The following is a 15,916-nucleotide window of genomic DNA, read 5'->3' as shown; positions in this document are numbered from 1 at the left end:
TAGATCCGTTAGGCGTGCAGGACGAGCCAAAACGGCCCGTCCCACTTTCTTAGCGCGTCTGCCCTAGCGGTTCGAGGCCGAGCGCAGCGCATTGATGCGCGGATCGCCCTCGGGGAGGATTTCAGGCGTCAGCCATTCGACGCCGTCCGGGGTCGGATTGGGCGTCTGGCTGACGCCGACAAAGGGATCGCCAGTGCCATTGTCGGTCTTAAGGAGCTGGTAGCGCAGCAGCATGGCGAAATCCTCATGCACCGTATTGTGGCAATGCGAGACATAAGCGCCGCCGAACTCGCCGAACTGCACCTGGAACGTCACCGAGGCGCCCGGCCCGAGCCGCCAGACGTCCTTGCGCGCCAGCCTCTCCGTGGCCGCCAGCGCGCCCGTCGACCGGCTCAGCGTCACCCCTTCCTCGAAATGCAGATGGATCGGGTGATCCCAGCCGCCGCCGCCGTTCTTCAGCGTAATGTGCTCGATGTCGCCGGGCTGCGGGAAGACCAGCGAAATCCGGTTGGCGTTGAGGTAATGCGCGTCCTGCCCGTTGACCTTGACGGTCCAGGGGAAGTTCTCCCGCTCGTCGCAATCGGGCAGGCAGCCATCATTGCCGCCGCCGCCGCGCGTGAACTCGATGGTGCGGCTCCGGGTCGGCGTCACGACCGGGATCTGCTGGGTGAGCACGAGCGGCACGCGCGGCAGGTTCGCCCCCATATTGGCCAGCGTGTAGGTGTAGCCGGGCACATCGACGCTCGGCACAGAATTGGCGATGACGAATTGCATGATCGGCCCGACCGCCGGATCGTTCGACTTTCCTTTCAGCGCGTCCGCGATGCTGACGACACCCTTGGGCCCGCGCCCGTCATTATGCTCGAGGTGATTGACGAGCATCAGCTTGTCGCCGACGCGGAAGCGCGAGAAATCGACGATGACGTCGAAGCGCTCGGCCACCCCTTGCGTGTCCAGCGCCGTGACCGACACCGGATTGACCAGCAGATTGCCGTCATTGCCGACGACCTGCACCGGCACCGACACCCCGCTCTGATTGACCAGCGACAGCTTGATGAAGCGGGACATGCAGGCATTCAGCACGCGGAAGCGGTATTTGCGCGGCATCACGTCCATCGACGGCGCCCAGGTCTGGTTGACCAGCAGGTTGTCGCCGAGGAAGCCGTCCGTATCGAAGATGTCGAAGAAGAGCTGGCCGTGGGGATCGGTGGCGAAATCGGAGACGACGAGATTGACGTCGAAATCGAGATTGCCCCAGGGCAGCAGCCGGCCGCTCGGCAGCCGCAGATTGATGCCGTCCTCGATCTCCTCATTGCCGCGATCGGGCCCGCTATAATAGTTCAGCATGCCCATATTGCCCTTGTAGACGTTCTCCGCCGTGAAGAAGAAGCGGTGATCGTGGAACCAGAGCGTGCCCTGCAACTCGCGGAAATCACCGGCAATCGGCACCGGCATGCCATTGTCGTCGATGCCCGAGGCGCGCAGGTCGGTCGCCGCGGTGTTGATGGTGTCGGAGCGGGCGAGGCAGGTGCCCCAATGGTAATCGTAGAACTGGCCGGGGAAGAAATGCGCGTTCTGCGCGCCGTCGCTGCCGGAGCCATTATGGGCGTTGTGATTGTGCACCGCCGTCTCGTTGCGGCCGAAGCCGCCATTGAGGGCACGATCCGTGGGCAGAGCGTTGTAAATGCGGTGCAAAACCGGCTCGCCGTAGCGGATCTTCAACAGCGGCGCGGGCAGCGTGCCCCTTGTGGTGTAGGGGTTTGTGCCGGCCGCGACCGTGTTGTAGCTCCACACCGCGTTCGGGCCCTGAGCCGGCATATTCGGGTGGAAACGCATATTCGGCGCGATCTGCCCGAGCGCCGAGACATAGCCGACCTGCGGCAGATATTCATCCCAGCGCTGATGGGCGAAATAAGGACCCGGCGGGCGTCCTTCCAATGGACCGCGATTGGTCACCGGATTGTAGTAAGACGCGCCCGACGATGCCGTGAATTCCTCATGCCATGAGGTGGCCTTGCCGTTGAGCTGAGCCATCGCGGCCGGGAAGCACGCCTCCATCTTGCCGCCGACATTCTGATGGGTGAGCCGGTGCCCGGTCTGCAAATTCATGCGCTGAAAAGCTTGCGTAAAACGCTGCGCGCCGAACATCGGGCTCGGCGGCGTGCCGACCGGAATGGCGGCAAAGGCGCTCCTGGCGAAGGGGCTCAAGCCGTTCTTCAGGGCCAGCGCGCCGGTCACGGTGAAGATGCCCATGCGGAAAAGATCGCGCCGCGTGACCTCGCCCAGATGCAGCGCGCGCACGATCTCGGCCCGATTGTCGCGCGATGTCTGGGCTTCTCTCAGCCGCGCCTTGGAAGCGGATTTTGGAAGATACATAATGGTGTTCTCCGGGATGCAGACGGTGCCGACCACGTGGCCGCCCGCCGCTGCCGGAGGAGGGTCACGATTGAGGTCGAACTCAGCCCCAGCCAGACCTCTGGCAGGACGCTGCCCGGCAAAAAAAACTGCCGTGAAACACTCATAATTCGCGGCTAATTATCCGTCTGCCGTCCAATGAGGGGGACCTCAGGTCCAGACCATCGGATACGCTGGTATCGACCTCGGATCGACCTAAGTCGGGCGTGGTTTTACGGATGAGCAGCGCCGGTGACGAGCCGCCCGGCGGCCGGCAGCCAGCCGAGCGTCACGGCGCTTGGTTTCCCGGTCTTTCCATAAATGGCGGGCAGTATGCGTCGACCCTCCTTCGGTAAGGGGCCGGTCGGCTGCGCCGGAGGCGCGCCGCAGTACCGCCGTTACGCCAGAAGACCGCGCGCCGACAAATCGTCATACAATTTTTTCGCCGTCTCGAAGCGGATGGCGTCGAAGCCGAGCGCCGTGGCGGCGGCGATATTGGCGGCGTTGTCGTCGATGAAGATGCAGTTCTCGACCGTGAGGCCATTGCGGGCGAGGCAGAGCTGGTAGATCGGCGCCTCGGGTTTCAGCAGCCGCTCGTCGCCGGAGACGACGATGTCGCGGAAATGGGCAAAGAACGGGAAGCGCGCCCGCGTCTCGGCGAATTTCTCCGAGGAGAAATTGGTGATGGCATAGAGCGGCACGCCGTTTTGCGCCAGTTGCTCGAGGATGGCGACGCTGTCGTCGAAAGCATGCGGCAGCATCTCATGCCAGCGCAGGTGCGCCGCCTCGATCAGCTCCCGGCGGTGCGGATGGCGGGCGGCCAGCTCGGCGATGGAGGCATCCCAGCGCGCCCCCTCGTCGAGCGCCAGATTCCAGTCGTGGAAGCCGATCTCGTCGAGGAATGCCTGGATCGCGGCGTCGTCGGGCAGCAGCTTGCTGTAGAGGTGACGCGGATTCCATTCGATCAGGACTCCGCCGACATCGAAGATCACCGCGCGCGTCATAGATCCCCCTCAGGATGCCCAATTCTGCCGGTACTCGCCGTAAAGCGTCAGCCCGCCGCAGACATATAGCGTCTGGCCGGTGATGTAGGAAGCATCGCTTGACGCCAGGAACAGGAAGGCGGCGGCGACTTCGTCCACCTCGGCCGCGCGCCCGAGCGGGATATGCCCCTCGACGATGGCGCGCTGCTCGGGGTCATCCGTCCAGGCCGCATTGATGTCGGTGACGGTCGCGCCCGGCCCTACGGCGTTGACGCGAATGCCGCGATCGGCGAATTCCAGCGCCAGCGTGCGGGTGAGATTGCCCATCGCACCCTTGCTCAGCGAATAGCCGAGATAGCCCGGTTTCGGGATGATCTGGTGGACGCTGGAGCAGTTGACGATGACGCCGCCGTCACCCTGGGCGAGGAAGCGGCGGATGGCCGCCTGCGAGCAAAAGACCGCGCCGTCCAGATTGGTGCGCAGCACGCGCTCGATATCTTTTGGATCGGCCTTGTCGCTGGGGGACTCGATCTGGATGCCGGCATTGTTGATGAGGATATCGATGCCGACGAAGCGCCGGTCGAAGGCGTCGAACATGGCGCTGACGTCGCTCTCCTTGCCGACATCGGCCTGCACGATGAAATGGCCGGGATCGAGCACCCCTGCCCGCGCCGAAGCCGCCTCGGTCAGCGCCAGGCACGCTTCGGCCTCCTTGCGATTGCCCTGGTAATTGATGGCGACCCGGGCGCCCTCCGCCGCAAAGAGCACGGCGATGGCCCGCCCAATTCCGCGCGACGCGCCGGTAATCAGCACCCGGCGCCCTTCCAGTTTCCGCTCTGTCATGCCGTCTCCCGTTTGGCTTCACTTACCTCGCCCATGGGAGAGGTCGCGCCGTAGCGATGCGAGTGAGGAGGTAATGCCTATCGGTGAGTTTGTAACCCCTCACCCAACCCTATCCCCAACGGGAGAGGAAGTCGGCAGGACTCGATGATAGCCCGAGCCTACCCTCTCAGTTAACCTCACTCTGGTCAACATATCTTACCAATTGACCAAAACCCATATTCGCGTGATGCTGCCCCAAATTTATCACACAGGTCGTGCCGCCAGTGCCGTTTCAACCCGTACAGAACCAGCGTCTCTACCAAAAGGTTGCCGAGCAGATCGGCCTGCTGATTGCCGCGGGCGAGTTCGAATTCGGCGACCGGCTGCCGCCGGAGCGGGAGCTGGCGCGCAAGCTCGGCGTCAGCCGCCCGGTGCTGCGCGAGGCGCTGGTCACATTGGAAATGTCGGGATCGGTCGAAGTGCGCGGCGGCTCGGGCTGCTTCGTCATCGCCACGCCCGAAACCCTGCCGCCCCCGCTTGCCGATGGTGGACCGAGCCCCTTCGAGGTGATCCACGCCCGCCGCATCGTCGAGACCGAGATCGCCGGGCTGGCCGCCGAAAACGCAGCGCCCGAGGAGGTCGCCGGGCTCGAGGAGACCCTCGCCATGATGCGCGCCGACATCGCCTCCGGCCGCGACACCCGCGACACCGACAGCCTGTTCCACATCCGGCTCGCCGAGGCGGCGGGAAATTCGGTGCTGGCCAGCATCGTCGGCGATCTCTGGGGGCATATGACGGCGCCGGTCTTCAACCGGCTCGGCGCCAATAGCGGCCTGCCCGACACCGACCGCATGACCGTCAGCGAGCATGTGCGCATCGTCGAGGCGGTCGCCGCGCGCGACGGGCAAGCGGCCCGCGAGGCCATGGCCGCGCATCTCGACAGGGTCCGGGACACGCTTCTGGAAGGCGCGTCCGGCAAGCATCCAGCAGAAACATAGGAACACGGCGCCGTGCGTGGGCGCGTGTAATCACGGGGGAAACGCAACGCGAATCTGGGAGCTAGTTGCACTAGGGAGGATGGAATGACAGGCAGAAAACTGATCCTGCAGACGATGGGCGCATTGGCGCTCCTGATGGCAAGCCAGCCTGCGACGGCGCAGGTGAAGGAAGTCGAGGTCGTGCATTGGTGGACCTCGGGCGGCGAAGCAGCCGCGCTCAATGTCTTGAAGGGCAATCTGCAAAAGGAGGGCATTTCCTGGAAGGATACCCCGATCGCCGGCGGCAGCGGCGTGCAGGCGATGACCGTGCTGCGCGCCCGCGTCACGGCGGGCAATATCCCGACCACCGTGCAGATGCTCGGCTTCGACATTCAGGACTGGGCGGAACTGGGCTCGCTCGCCGATCTCAACGCCATCGCCGCCAAGGATGGCTGGGACAAGGTGGTGCCCAAGGCATTGCAGCGCTTCTCCAAATATAAGGACCAGTGGGTCGCGGCGCCGGTCAACGTCCATTCGACCAACTGGGTCTGGGCGAACAAGGCGGTGCTCGACAAGCTCGGCATCGCCGTGCCGAAGAATTGGGACGAGTTCGTCGCCGCGCTCGACAAGGCCAAGGCCGGCGGCGTGGTCCCGCTCGCCCATGGCGGCCAGCCCTGGCAGGACGGCACCGTGTTCGAGGCCGTGCTGCTGGCGACCGGCGGCGGCGATTTCTACCAGAAGGCCCTGATCGACCTCGATCCGGCCACGCTGAAATCCGACAAGATGAAAACCGTCTTCGAGCGCATGTCCAAGCTGCGGACCTATCTCGACCCGAACTTCTCCGGCCGCGACTGGAACCTGGCCTCTGCCATGGTCATCAAGGGCGAGGCCGCCTTCCAGATGATGGGCGACTGGGCCAAGGGCGAATTCATCGCGGCGGGCAAGAAGCCGGACGTCGATTTCCTCTGCTTCCGCTTTCCCGGCACGCAGGGCAACGTCACCTTCAACTCCGACCAGTTCGTGATGTTCAAGGTCGGCGACGACCGCAAGGAAGCCCAGGCCAAGATGGCGCTCGCCGTGATGGACCCCGGCTTCCAGTCGGCCTTCAATGTCGTCAAGGGCTCGGTGCCGGCGCGCACCGACGTTCCGGGCGATGCCTTCGATGCTTGCGGCAAGAAGGGCATCGCGGACCTGAAGGAAGCCAGCGACGCCGGCAAGCTCTACGGCTCGATGGCGCATGGCCACGCGGCGCCGGCCGGCGTCAAACAGGCCATCTTCGACGTCGTCACCAAGCATTTCAACGGTCAGCTCGACACGGCCAAGGCGCCGGAGGAACTGGCGACAGCCGTCGCCGCCGCCAAATAGGCGATTGCTGAAATCTGGGCGTTGCGGGCCGGCCGGGGCCAAGTCTCCGGCCGGCGCCGCCCCGGCCTATCCGCTTGACTGGTTTTACCCCATGACCATCGCCATTGACGACGCCTACCGGCCCCCGCGCGCCTCCTCTTCCGGCGACCGGCTGCGCGCCTTCCTGCCGCGTCTCGTGCTCGCGCCGTCCTTCGCGTTGGTGCTGTTCTTCGTCTACGGCTTCATCCTGTGGACGATCTACCTCTCCTTCACCCGCTCGCGGCTGATGCCGATCTACGAGATCGTCGGCTTCGACAGCTATTACCGCTTGTTCGCGCAGCCGAACTGGTACAAGGCGCTGGAAAACCTTGCCATTTTCGGCAGCCTCTATATCGGCATCTCGATCCTGCTCGGCCTGACGCTGGCCATCCTGATCGACCAGCGCATTCGCGGCGAGGGCGTGTTCCGGCCGATCTATCTCTATCCGATGGCGCTGTCCTTCATCGTCACCGGCACGGCCTGGAAGTGGTTCCTCAATCCGGGCCTCGGCCTCGAGAAGACCATGCATGCCTGGGGCTGGCAGAGTTTCCAGTTCGACTGGCTGATCAATTCGGACATGGCGATCTACACCATCGTCATCGCCGGCGTCTGGCAGACCTCCGGCTTCGTCATGGCGATGTTCCTCGCCGGATTGCGCGGCATCGACGGCGAGATCCTGAAGGCGGCGCAGATCGACGGCGCGTCGAGCTTCGCCATCTATCGCCGCATCGTCATTCCCATGCTGCGCCCGGTCTTCCTGTCGGCGGTGATCGTCCTGACGCATCTGACCATCAAGAGCTACGACCTCGTCATCGCCCTGACCGGCGGCGGCCCCGGCAATGCCACCGAGCTACCCTCGACCTTCATGTATTCCTACACCTTCACCCGCAATCAGATGTCGGTCGGCGCGGCGAGCGCCGTCATCATGCTGATGACCATTGCGGCCGTGATCATCCCCTATCTTTATTCCGAGCTGAAGGACCCCGGCCATGGCCGCTGACCTCCCGGCAGGCGCGCGCTCGCCGATCGCGGCGCGGATCGTGATCTACGGCCTGCTGCTGATCTTCGCCGTCTTCTACCTCTTGCCCTTCTTCGTCATGCTGGTGACGTCGTTCAAGACGCTCGACGAGATCCAGGACGGCAACATGCTGGCCCTGCCGAAGAACCCGACCATCGCGCCCTGGCTCGCCGCCTGGGGCACCACCTGCGTCGGCCTGACCTGCCAGGGCATCAAGGGCTTTTTCGCCAATTCGATCCTGATGGTGGTGCCCGCCGTCATCATCTCGACCATGCTGGGTGCGGTGAACGGCTATGTGCTCACCAAATGGCGCTTCCCCGGCCATCGCCTCGTCTTCGGGATGATGCTCTTCGCCTGCTTCATCCCGTTCCAGTCGGTTCTGATCCCGATGGCGCTGGTGCTCGGAACGCTGGGCCTTGCGGGCACGACGGCGGGTCTCGTCCTCGTCCATGTCGTCTACGGCATCGGCTTCTCGACGCTGTTCTTCCGCAATTATTACGACGCCTTCCCGACCGAGCTGGTGCGCGCGGCGCAGATCGACGGCGCCTCCTTCTTCCAGATTTTCAGGCGCATCCTCTTGCCCTCCTCCGGTCCGATCATCGTCGTCACCGTGATCTTCCAGTTCACCAATATCTGGAACGACTTCCTTTTCGGCGCCTCCTTCGCATCGGGCGATGCCGCGCCGATGACGGTCGCTCTCAACAATCTGGTCTCCTCCTCCACGGGCGTGAAGGAATACAACGTGCACATGGCGGCGGCGATGTTCGCCGCGCTGCCGACGCTGATCGTCTATGTGGTCGCCGGGCAATATCTGGTCCGGGGCCTGATGGCCGGCGCGGTGAAAGGATAAGGGCGATGGCGTTTCTCGAAATCGAAGGGCTGAGCAAGCGCTATGGCGGGCTCGACGTCCTCAAAAGCATCGATGTCGATCTGGAAAAAGGCGGCTTTCTGGTCCTGGTCGGGCCGTCCGGCTGCGGAAAGTCGACGCTGCTCAACATGATCGCCGGGCTCGACGCGGTGACATCGGGCGCGATCCGCATCGACGGCAAGCTGGTCAACGACCTGCATCCGTCCAAGCGCGACATCGCCATGGTGTTCCAGTCCTACGCGCTCTATCCGAACATGACGGTGGCGGAAAATATCGGCTTCGCGCTGGAGATGCGCGGCATGCCGAAAGCCGAACGCGAGGCGGCCGTCGCCGAGGCGGCGCGGATGCTGCAGATCGAGCATCTGCTGAAGCGCCGGCCCGGGCAGCTCTCCGGCGGCCAGCGCCAGCGTGTCGCCATGGGCCGGGCGCTGGTGCGCAATCCGCGCCTGTTCCTGTTCGACGAGCCGCTCTCCAATCTCGACGCCAAGCTGCGCGTCGATATGCGCACCGAGATCAAGCGGCTGCACCACCGGACGGGCGCGACCATCGTCTATGTCACCCACGACCAGATCGAGGCGATGACGCTGGCGACCAAGATCGCGGTGCTGAAGGACGGCGTCATCCAGCAGGTCGGCACGCCGTCGGAGATCTATAACCGCCCGGCCAATCTGTTCGTTGCCGATTTCATGGGCTCGCCCGCGATGAATCTGCTCGAGGCCGAAGTCGCCGCCGACGGCGCCAACGCCCCGCGCATGACCTTGCGGCGCAACGGGGCCGCGCCGATCACCCTGCGCGTGCCCGAGACCAAGGTCACGCCCGCCATGACGCCCGGCGCGAAAATCATCCTCGGCATCCGGCCGGAGGCGATCACCGACGAAGGCAGCGCCGACCGCAGCGCGGGGACGCTCGACACCGTCAATGTGCTGGTCGATGTGGTCGAGCCGGCGGGGGCGGACACACTCGTCGTCACCAACATCGCCGGCAAGGAGGTCATCGCGCGGCTGCGCGCCGACGCGGAAGCCCGGCCCGGCGAGATGCTGCAACTGGTCTTCAATCTGGACAAGGCCGTCTATTTCGATCCTGAAACCGGGATCCGGCTTCAGTAACCAACCGAATTTGCCGAACAGCGGGAGTGGCGGATGCGCCAGGGATGGAGATGGTTCGGGCCGAATGATCCTGTGTCGCTCAGGGATATCGGCCAGGCGGGCGCGACGGATATCGTCACCGCCCTGCACGAGAAATATGAGGGCCAGCAATGGACGCTGCACGAGGTTCTGCAGCGCAAGACCGTCTGCGAGGCGAAAGGTTTTGTCTGGTCGGTCTGCGAGAGCATTCCGATCCCGACCGCCATCAAGACCGGCGCGGCAGGCGCCGAGGAAGCCATTGAGACCTGGAAGGCGAGTTTGCATAGCCTGGGGGTCGCGGGAATTCCGCTCGTGTGCTTCAACTTCATGCCGGTCGTCGATTGGACCCGCACCAAGCTCGACTACGCCATGCCCAATGGCGCCCTGGCGCTGCGCTTCGAGATGGTCGATTTCGTCGCCTATGACGTGCATGTGCTGAAGCGGCCGGGCGCCGAGGCGGACTATTCCTCCGAACTGCTCGACAAGGCGGCGCGCCGTTTTGCCGGGATGTCGGCGGAAACGGCGCTCACGCTTGAGCACAACATCATCAGCGGCCTACCCGGCGGCGAGGGTCATTACACGCGCGAGACGCTGCGGAAGGAGATCGCCCGCTATGACGGCATCGACGCCGATGCGCTGCGCCGCAATCTGATCGCCTTCCTGAGCGAGGTCGTGCCCGTCGCCGAAGCCAGCGGCGTCACGCTGGTCATCCACCCCGACGACCCGCCCTTCCCGCTTTTCGGCCTGCCGCGCGTCGTCTCCGGCGCCGACGATCTGCGCGCCCTGTTCGCCGCCGTGCCGAGCCGCGCCAACGGCATGACCCTCTGCGCCGGCTCCTACGGCTCCGGCCCGCAGAACGACGTCGTCGCCATGGCGCGCGAATTCGCCGAGCGCATCCATTTCGCCCATCTGCGCAATGTCACGATCGAGCCGGACGGCTCCTTCACCGAATCCGATCACCTCGGCGGCCGCGTCGATATGGTCGGCCTGATCGACGTGCTGCTGGCGGAGGAGCGCCGCCGCAAGGCCGCCGGCATGGAGCGCTGGGAGATGGTGATGCGGCCCGATCACGGACATGTGCTGATCGACGATATCGGCAAGAAGGTGAATCCGGGCTATTCCTGCATCGGCCGGTTGAAAGGCTTGGCCGAATTGCGCGGGGTCATTACCGCGCTCGGCCATCCATACGCTCAATAGCATGGCGCCCGGCCGCCATGCCGGAGGCAACGATGCCCGCCATCAACCGATATGCCGCCGACGGCTTTTCCGCAGGCGCCGAGACCTATGCCAAGGGCCGGCCGGATTACCCGGCGGCGCTGGCCGACTGGCTGCGTGACGATCTCGGCCTGCATGCGGGCAAGGTCGCGCTCGATCTTGGTTCCGGCACTGGAAAATTCCTGCCTCGGCTTGCGGCGACCGGCGCGACGCTGATCGCCGTCGAGCCCGTGCCGGAAATGCTGGCGCAGCTTGAAGCGGCGCATCCCGGCGTCGATGCCCGCGCGGGATCGGCCGAGCAGATCCCGCTCGCCGACGCCAGCGTCGATGCCGTCATCTGCGCGCAGTCCTTCCACTGGTTCGCGACGGAGAAGGCCGTCGCCGAAATCCGCCGCGTGCTGAAGCCGGGCGGCATGTTCGGGCTGGTCTGGAACGTGCGCGACGAGAGCGTCGCCTGGGTCGCCGCTGTGACGGCAATCATCACACCCTATGAAGGCGAGGCCCCGCGCTATCACACTCAGAAATGGCGCGCCCAATTCCCCGCCGATGGTTTCGGCCCGCTGGCGGAGAGGTTCATCCCGCACGGCCATACCGGCACGCCCGAGGAGGTCATCGTCAACCGCGCGCTCTCCGTCAGCTTCATCGCGGCATTGCCCGCCAGCGTGCGGACCCGGATCGCCGAGCAGGTCCGCGCGCTGATCGCGGCGACGCCCGATCTGGCGGGCAAGAGCGAAGTGACCTTCCCCTATGTCACCGCCGCCTATAGCTGCCGCAAATTGTAGAAGCGCCGCGCGCAGCATAATCGGCTATGCATCCCGCCGATCAAAATGCCGTTCCCAGATCTTCACGCTTTTCATCTAGCCCCGCTGCTATCGATGTGATTCTCTCATCCGGGCGGATGAATCACGCATCCGCGTCCGGCCGCATATCGGGGATATCACGTGAAGCAGATCGGCGCCGCCTGGAGCGGGCTCGGGACCTGGGTCCAGAACCATCATTCGCAGTTGAAACTGGCCTTCCGGGTGACGGTCGCGGCGCTGCTTTCGCTGGCGGTGGCGAAATTCATCGAGCTTCCCTTGCCGCTCTGGGCCGTCCTCACGGCGATCATCGTGACGCAAATGAGCGTCGGCCGCTCGCTGAAAGCCACCACCGATTACCTCGCCGGAACGGTCGGGGGCGCGATCTATGGCGGCGCCGTCGCCATCTTCGTGCCGCATCCGAACGAGGCGGCGCTGCTCGCGACGCTGGTGCTGGCGGTCGCGCCGCTGGCGGTGATCGCGGCGGTCAACCCCAGCCTCGCCTCGGCGCCGGTCACCGCCATCATCGTGCTGCTGGTTCCGGAAATGACGCATGGCAGCCCGATCAATTCGGTCATCGACCGGCTGGCCGAGGTCGCCGTCGGCGGCATCACCGGCTGTCTGGTCTCGCTGTTCCTGCTGCCCTCGAGCGCCCATCAGGAGGTCGCCGAGACCACCGCGCATACGCTCGACCGCATGGCGCGGGCGCTGAACGGCCTGCTTTCGGGCCTGACGCGCGGCCTCGACCTGGAGACGCTGCACCGGCTGCAGGACGGCATCGGCCAGGCGCTGGCGCAATTGCGCGCCGTCGGCACCGAGGCAGAGCGCGAGCGGTCGGCGCGTTTGGCATCGGGGCCGGAGACGGGACCGCTGCTGCGCACGCTGCTCCGGCTGCGGCATGACCTCGTCATGCTCGGACGCGCCGCGGTCGTACCGCTGCCACAGGCCATCGCGGCCCGGCTGGAGCCTGCCCTGACGCAGATCGCCGCCGCGTTTCCCGACTATCTCGGCAAGTCCGCCGCCGCGCTGCTCGCCCGCAAGGCGCCGCCGCCGATGGACGCGGTCGAAGCCGCGCTCGACAGATACACCACGGAGATCGCCGCCCTGCGCCGCGACGGCCTCACCCGCGACCTTTCGGGCGAGGCGGCGGAGCGCCTGTTCGCGCTCGGTTTCGCGCTCGAGCAGATGCACCAGAATTTCGGCGACCTCGCGCGCTGCGTCGGCGAATGGGCCGGGGTGGCGAAACCCGCCGCGGAGGTTAGGCCGAGGCTGCAGGGATAGCCGCGCGCCTTTCTCCGCGCTGCCGAAAAGCATCATTACAGCCGTAACCCGATATTGGGCGGCCGAAATCCCCCGGCAGCTTCGTTCCGCCATGAGTGGGGAGCGTTCCGGGCCGTTTGCGCGCCTTCGTTCATAATCGGGCCCTTAGACGTTCATCCGACCGACCAAACCCGGCAATAACAATAGGATGCACAATGCCCCGCATTGACCTTTCCTTTCTCCTCCTCGGCGCCGCCTGCCTGATCTGCGGTGTCTGCCTCGGCATCTACATGGGCATCAATCAGGACTTTCAGCTCTCGCCGGTCCACGCCCATCTCAACCTCGTCGGCTGGGCATCGCTCGCCCTGTTCGGGGTGATCTACCGGGCCTTTCCGGAACTGCTGGCCTCGCGGCTGGCGCGGGTGCATTTCTGGCTCGCGGCGCCGAGCGCCCTGGCCTTCCCGCTCGGCGTCTATTTCGCCGCCATTCACCACCAGCCGGGCCTGGCGATCGTCGCATCGCTGCTGTGGCTGGCGGGCGCCATCGTGTTCTTCATCTCGGCCGCGCGGCTGGCAACGCTCGGAGGCGCAATCGGTGAGCGATAAAATCGCCAGCGGCGAGATCGCGCGCCTCGAAGGACTGGAGCGCGAGGCGATGCTCGCCCTATACGCATCGGCCGACGCGCAAAACCGCGAGGCGCTGGGTCTCGACTGCGCCACGCTCGACACGGCGGGACTTTTGGCGGCGCGCAAGCTTCCCGTATCGGTCTTCAACCGGGCTATTGGGCTGGGCGCGGGACAAGCGGCGACGCAGGACGCGCTGCTCGCGGCGATTGCCTGGATGCGGAGCCACGGCGCTCCCGCGTCGGTGCTGCAGATCGCACCTGTGGCGATGCCGCCCGAGCTGCAAAGCTGGATCGCCGCGGCCGGCTTGAAGCCGCAAGGCACCGGCTGGGCGAAACTGTGGCGGCGGTCCTCCACCGTTGCCGAGCACGGCCTCGCCACGTCGCTGACCGTCCGGGAGATCGGCGAGGCGCACGCGGCGGATTTCGGCGCGGTCGTTGCCGGCGGGTTCGGCATGCCTGCCATGTCGGCGGGCTGGTTCGCCGGGGTGATCGGCAAGCCGGGCTTCAAATCCTATCTCGCTTATGACGGCGAGACGCCCGTCGCTTCCGGCGTGCTCTATGTCGAGGGCGACTGGGGCTGGATCGGCTTCGGCGCGACCCTGGCCGACGCCCGCCGGCGCGGCGCGCAGAACGCCCTGCTCGCACGCCGCATCCGGGACGGCCTCGCCATGGGCGCGCGGACCCTGGTCGCGGAGACCGGCCAGCCCGCGCCCGGCGAGGAAGACCGGCATCCGTCCTATCGCAATCTGCGCCGGGCCGGTTTCGAAACCGCCTATGTGCGTCTGAACTACGGGCCGCTCGGTGGCTAGGGCATAGCTCTGCACGAACGCACGCTTGACGCCTATAGTGCCGAAAAAGATACTGTCGGCAGATTGGCGCGCAAGAGGATCGAATGGCCCGCACCCGTCACCACAGGCTTGATTGCAGCCCCGGCTGCGCCGTCGAGGCGACGCTGCAACTGATCGACGGCAAGTGGAAGGGCGTCGTGCTGTTCCACCTGTTTTCCGGCACGCTGCGCTTCAACGAAATCCGCCGGCTCCTGCCCAACGTCACCCAGCGCATGCTGACCAATCAGCTCCGCGAGCTCGAAGCCGACGGGCTCATCGCGCGCAAAGTCTATGCGGAAGTGCCGCCGAAAGTGGAATACAGCCTCTCCGCGCGCGGCCGGACGCTGGAGCCGATCATGATGGCGCTGAAAGCCTGGGGCGACGCCCATGTCGACAAGGCCGCCTATGCCCGGGCGCGGGCGGCGGACGAACACGCCGCCGCCGGAAGCGCCTGAAGCGCGATCATTTTAGCTGGAAACCTCGGGCGCGGCGCATCCCCTTTGTCATTCCCGCGAAGGCGGGAATCCAGCATCCTTGAGGCGCCCGCCGTGGACGCGGCTGGATTCCCGCCTTCGCGGGAATGACACCACACCGACTGATCCCACATCGAGATCCCGCTCTAGCGGCGCGCCGGTGCCCGTCAGCCGATCTCCAGCGCGGCGATCCTGTCGCCTGCGAGTTCGAAACTGTGATCCAACTCGATCGGACTGCCAGGGAAATTGCCGGAGAGCTTCGCGGTGACGACGGTCTTGCCGTCTTTCTCCGACAGCGCGACCGGCTCGGCCGTGAATTGGTATTTTTCCAAGGTCTCCTTGCGCCAGGCTTTGATCGCCGCGAGCCCTTGGTGGGTCTTGTGCTCGTCGCGCACGACGGCATCTGCGGTGAAGCACCGATCGAACGCCGCCACGTCTTGGCCGGAGGTGAAAAAGATTTCGATCGCCTTGGGCAATTTGATCGCCATAAGCCAGCTCCTCTCGCCGCATTTCGCGGAGTGCATTGTTGCTCTACGCCAAACATGCCTCTAGGCTTACCGGATGACAAGAACCGACAAAAACGTAAGCTACTTACCCGAAAGTAAGGATCGCGGGCACAGCCCGTCCTCCGCCGCCGAGGGTGTCGAGATGGCGCTGCGCATTCTCGAAGGCCGCTGGAAGCTGGTGATCCTGTTCCATTTGTTCGGCGGCAAGCTGCTGCGCTTCTCCGAGCTTGAGCGCGCCATCCCGTCGATCTCGCAGAAGATGCTGATCCAGCAATTGCGGCAGATGGAGGCCGACGGCATCGTGCGCCGGATCGTCCACCATCAGGTGCCGCCGAAGGTCGAATACGGCCTCACCGATTGGGGCCAGTCACTCTGCCCGGCGCTCGACTCGATGCTGAAATGGGTCGCCTCGCGGGATGATTTTGCGGGGAAGAAGGGCTAACGCGCTGCCCCCTTTTCGTAATCCCCGCGAAAGCGGGGACCCATTACGCCGCAGCAATTCTGGAATGCGCCGAGCCCGCCGGTGATTTTGCCCTTTACTGGGTCCCCGCTTTCGCGGGGATTTCGTCCGCGGGTGCAATAGGTCCTCCGCATCGCTTCGATACCGCATCACGAAGCGTCCCCCCCAACCTCCCCGCCTTAGC

At 65.3% G+C, this 15,916-nt stretch carries 16 protein-coding genes; 12 read left to right on the top strand and 4 right to left on the bottom strand.

The annotated features are described in order from the left end of the window. Positions 1–63 precede the first annotated feature (63 nt). The 3 genes from BLEFHOIH_RS19585 to BLEFHOIH_RS19575 form a co-directional block, all read right to left on the bottom strand. On the bottom strand, positions 64–2,376 hold the full coding sequence (locus BLEFHOIH_RS19585) for a multicopper oxidase domain-containing protein (protein ID WP_088347934.1): 2,313 nt from the start codon (positions 2,374–2,376) through the stop codon (positions 64–66). Between the two features lie 416 nt (positions 2,377–2,792). Beyond that, positions 2,793–3,398 carry an HAD-IA family hydrolase gene (locus tag BLEFHOIH_RS19580; protein WP_088347727.1) on the bottom strand — a complete coding sequence of 202 codons (606 nt, stop codon included), beginning with the start codon at positions 3,396–3,398 and terminating at the stop codon, positions 2,793–2,795. Positions 3,399–3,407: 9 nt separating this feature from the next. Beyond that, the gene (locus tag BLEFHOIH_RS19575) at positions 3,408–4,220 is read right to left on the bottom strand and encodes an SDR family oxidoreductase (RefSeq protein ID WP_088347726.1); all 813 of its coding nucleotides are present in this window, start codon (positions 4,218–4,220) and stop codon (positions 3,408–3,410) included. Between the two features lie 263 nt (positions 4,221–4,483). Here BLEFHOIH_RS19575 and BLEFHOIH_RS19570 point away from each other — a divergent pair, with 263 nt between their 5' ends. The 11 genes from BLEFHOIH_RS19570 (at position 4,484) to BLEFHOIH_RS19520 (ending at position 14,748) form a co-directional block, all read left to right on the top strand. Continuing rightward, the gene (locus BLEFHOIH_RS19570) at positions 4,484–5,197 is read left to right on the top strand and encodes a FadR/GntR family transcriptional regulator (RefSeq protein WP_125461806.1); all 714 of its coding nucleotides are present in this window, start codon (positions 4,484–4,486) and stop codon (positions 5,195–5,197) included. Positions 5,198–5,311: 114 nt separating this feature from the next. After that, positions 5,312–6,541: an ABC transporter substrate-binding protein gene (locus BLEFHOIH_RS19565; protein WP_245297111.1), complete on the top strand. Its 1,230-nt coding sequence runs from the start codon at positions 5,312–5,314 to the stop codon at positions 6,539–6,541. Between the two features lie 91 nt (positions 6,542–6,632). Then, complete coding sequence (locus tag BLEFHOIH_RS19560; protein ID WP_088347723.1) at positions 6,633–7,559, top strand: sugar ABC transporter permease; 927 nt, start codon at positions 6,633–6,635, stop codon at positions 7,557–7,559. After that, entirely contained in the window at positions 7,549–8,427 is an 879-nt protein-coding gene (locus BLEFHOIH_RS19555; protein WP_088347722.1) for a carbohydrate ABC transporter permease, read from the top strand. Before BLEFHOIH_RS19560 ends, BLEFHOIH_RS19555 begins: the two co-directional genes overlap by 11 nt. Positions 8,428–8,432: 5 nt before the next feature. Next, complete coding sequence (locus BLEFHOIH_RS19550) at positions 8,433–9,551, top strand: ABC transporter ATP-binding protein (protein ID WP_088347721.1); 1,119 nt, start codon at positions 8,433–8,435, stop codon at positions 9,549–9,551. Positions 9,552–9,584: 33 nt separating this feature from the next. Then, positions 9,585–10,766 carry a mannonate dehydratase gene (uxuA, locus tag BLEFHOIH_RS19545; RefSeq protein WP_088347720.1) on the top strand — a complete coding sequence of 394 codons (1,182 nt, stop codon included), beginning with the start codon at positions 9,585–9,587 and terminating at the stop codon, positions 10,764–10,766. A 32-nt stretch (positions 10,767–10,798) separates the two neighbouring features. Then, complete coding sequence (locus BLEFHOIH_RS19540; RefSeq protein ID WP_088347719.1) at positions 10,799–11,566, top strand: class I SAM-dependent methyltransferase; 768 nt, start codon at positions 10,799–10,801, stop codon at positions 11,564–11,566. Positions 11,567–11,734: 168 nt separating this feature from the next. After that, the gene (locus tag BLEFHOIH_RS19535) at positions 11,735–12,862 is read left to right on the top strand and encodes an FUSC family protein (RefSeq protein ID WP_088347933.1); all 1,128 of its coding nucleotides are present in this window, start codon (positions 11,735–11,737) and stop codon (positions 12,860–12,862) included. Positions 12,863–13,056: 194 nt separating this feature from the next. Continuing rightward, positions 13,057–13,446, top strand: a complete 390-nt coding sequence (locus BLEFHOIH_RS19530) for a cytochrome-c oxidase (protein WP_088347718.1) — start codon at positions 13,057–13,059, stop codon at positions 13,444–13,446. Further along, positions 13,436–14,275 carry a hypothetical protein gene (locus BLEFHOIH_RS19525; RefSeq protein ID WP_088347717.1) on the top strand — a complete coding sequence of 280 codons (840 nt, stop codon included), beginning with the start codon at positions 13,436–13,438 and terminating at the stop codon, positions 14,273–14,275. The genes BLEFHOIH_RS19530 and BLEFHOIH_RS19525 overlap by 11 nt, the downstream gene beginning before the upstream one ends. Positions 14,276–14,358: 83 nt before the next feature. Next, entirely contained in the window at positions 14,359–14,748 is a 390-nt protein-coding gene (locus tag BLEFHOIH_RS19520) for a helix-turn-helix domain-containing protein (protein WP_088347716.1), read from the top strand. Between the two features lie 185 nt (positions 14,749–14,933). Here the strand turns inward: BLEFHOIH_RS19520 and BLEFHOIH_RS19515 are convergent, their stop codons facing one another. Further along, a complete protein-coding gene (locus tag BLEFHOIH_RS19515) occupies positions 14,934–15,254 on the bottom strand; it encodes a nuclear transport factor 2 family protein (protein ID WP_088347715.1) in 321 nt (106 codons plus the stop codon). 73 nt (positions 15,255–15,327) lie between these two features. On the opposite strand from BLEFHOIH_RS19515, the gene BLEFHOIH_RS19510 reads away from it, so the two are divergent. After that, the gene (locus tag BLEFHOIH_RS19510) at positions 15,328–15,714 is read left to right on the top strand and encodes a helix-turn-helix domain-containing protein (RefSeq protein WP_088347714.1); all 387 of its coding nucleotides are present in this window, start codon (positions 15,328–15,330) and stop codon (positions 15,712–15,714) included. The last annotated feature ends 202 nt before the right edge of the window (positions 15,715–15,916 follow it).

Source organism: Rhodomicrobium sp. R_RK_3, assembly GCF_002198715.1.
In the GTDB taxonomy this organism is placed as follows: domain Bacteria; phylum Pseudomonadota; class Alphaproteobacteria; order Rhizobiales; family Rhodomicrobiaceae; genus R-RK-3.
Note: the sequence above shows the minus strand (reverse complement) of the source record. Positions and strands in the feature narration are given on the sequence as shown.

Coding starts and splice junctions, on each gene's coding strand:
- BLEFHOIH_RS19510 (WP_088347714.1), top strand. CDS start 15,328: ATGACAAGAACCGACAAAAACGTAAGCTACTTACCCGAAAGTAAGGAT.
- BLEFHOIH_RS19520 (WP_088347716.1), top strand. CDS start 14,359: ATGGCCCGCACCCGTCACCACAGGCTTGATTGCAGCCCCGGCTGCGCC.
- BLEFHOIH_RS19555 (WP_088347722.1), top strand. CDS start 7,549: ATGGCCGCTGACCTCCCGGCAGGCGCGCGCTCGCCGATCGCGGCGCGG.
- BLEFHOIH_RS19585 (WP_088347934.1), bottom strand. CDS start 2,376: ATGTATCTTCCAAAATCCGCTTCCAAGGCGCGGCTGAGAGAAGCCCAG.
- BLEFHOIH_RS19580 (WP_088347727.1), bottom strand. CDS start 3,398: ATGACGCGCGCGGTGATCTTCGATGTCGGCGGAGTCCTGATCGAATGG.
- BLEFHOIH_RS19550 (WP_088347721.1), top strand. CDS start 8,433: ATGGCGTTTCTCGAAATCGAAGGGCTGAGCAAGCGCTATGGCGGGCTC.
- BLEFHOIH_RS19560 (WP_088347723.1), top strand. CDS start 6,633: ATGACCATCGCCATTGACGACGCCTACCGGCCCCCGCGCGCCTCCTCT.
- uxuA (WP_088347720.1), top strand. CDS start 9,585: ATGCGCCAGGGATGGAGATGGTTCGGGCCGAATGATCCTGTGTCGCTC.
- BLEFHOIH_RS19530 (WP_088347718.1), top strand. CDS start 13,057: ATGCCCCGCATTGACCTTTCCTTTCTCCTCCTCGGCGCCGCCTGCCTG.
- BLEFHOIH_RS19565 (WP_245297111.1), top strand. CDS start 5,312: ATGGGCGCATTGGCGCTCCTGATGGCAAGCCAGCCTGCGACGGCGCAG.
- BLEFHOIH_RS19515 (WP_088347715.1), bottom strand. CDS start 15,254: ATGGCGATCAAATTGCCCAAGGCGATCGAAATCTTTTTCACCTCCGGC.
- BLEFHOIH_RS19575 (WP_088347726.1), bottom strand. CDS start 4,220: ATGACAGAGCGGAAACTGGAAGGGCGCCGGGTGCTGATTACCGGCGCG.
- BLEFHOIH_RS19540 (WP_088347719.1), top strand. CDS start 10,799: ATGCCCGCCATCAACCGATATGCCGCCGACGGCTTTTCCGCAGGCGCC.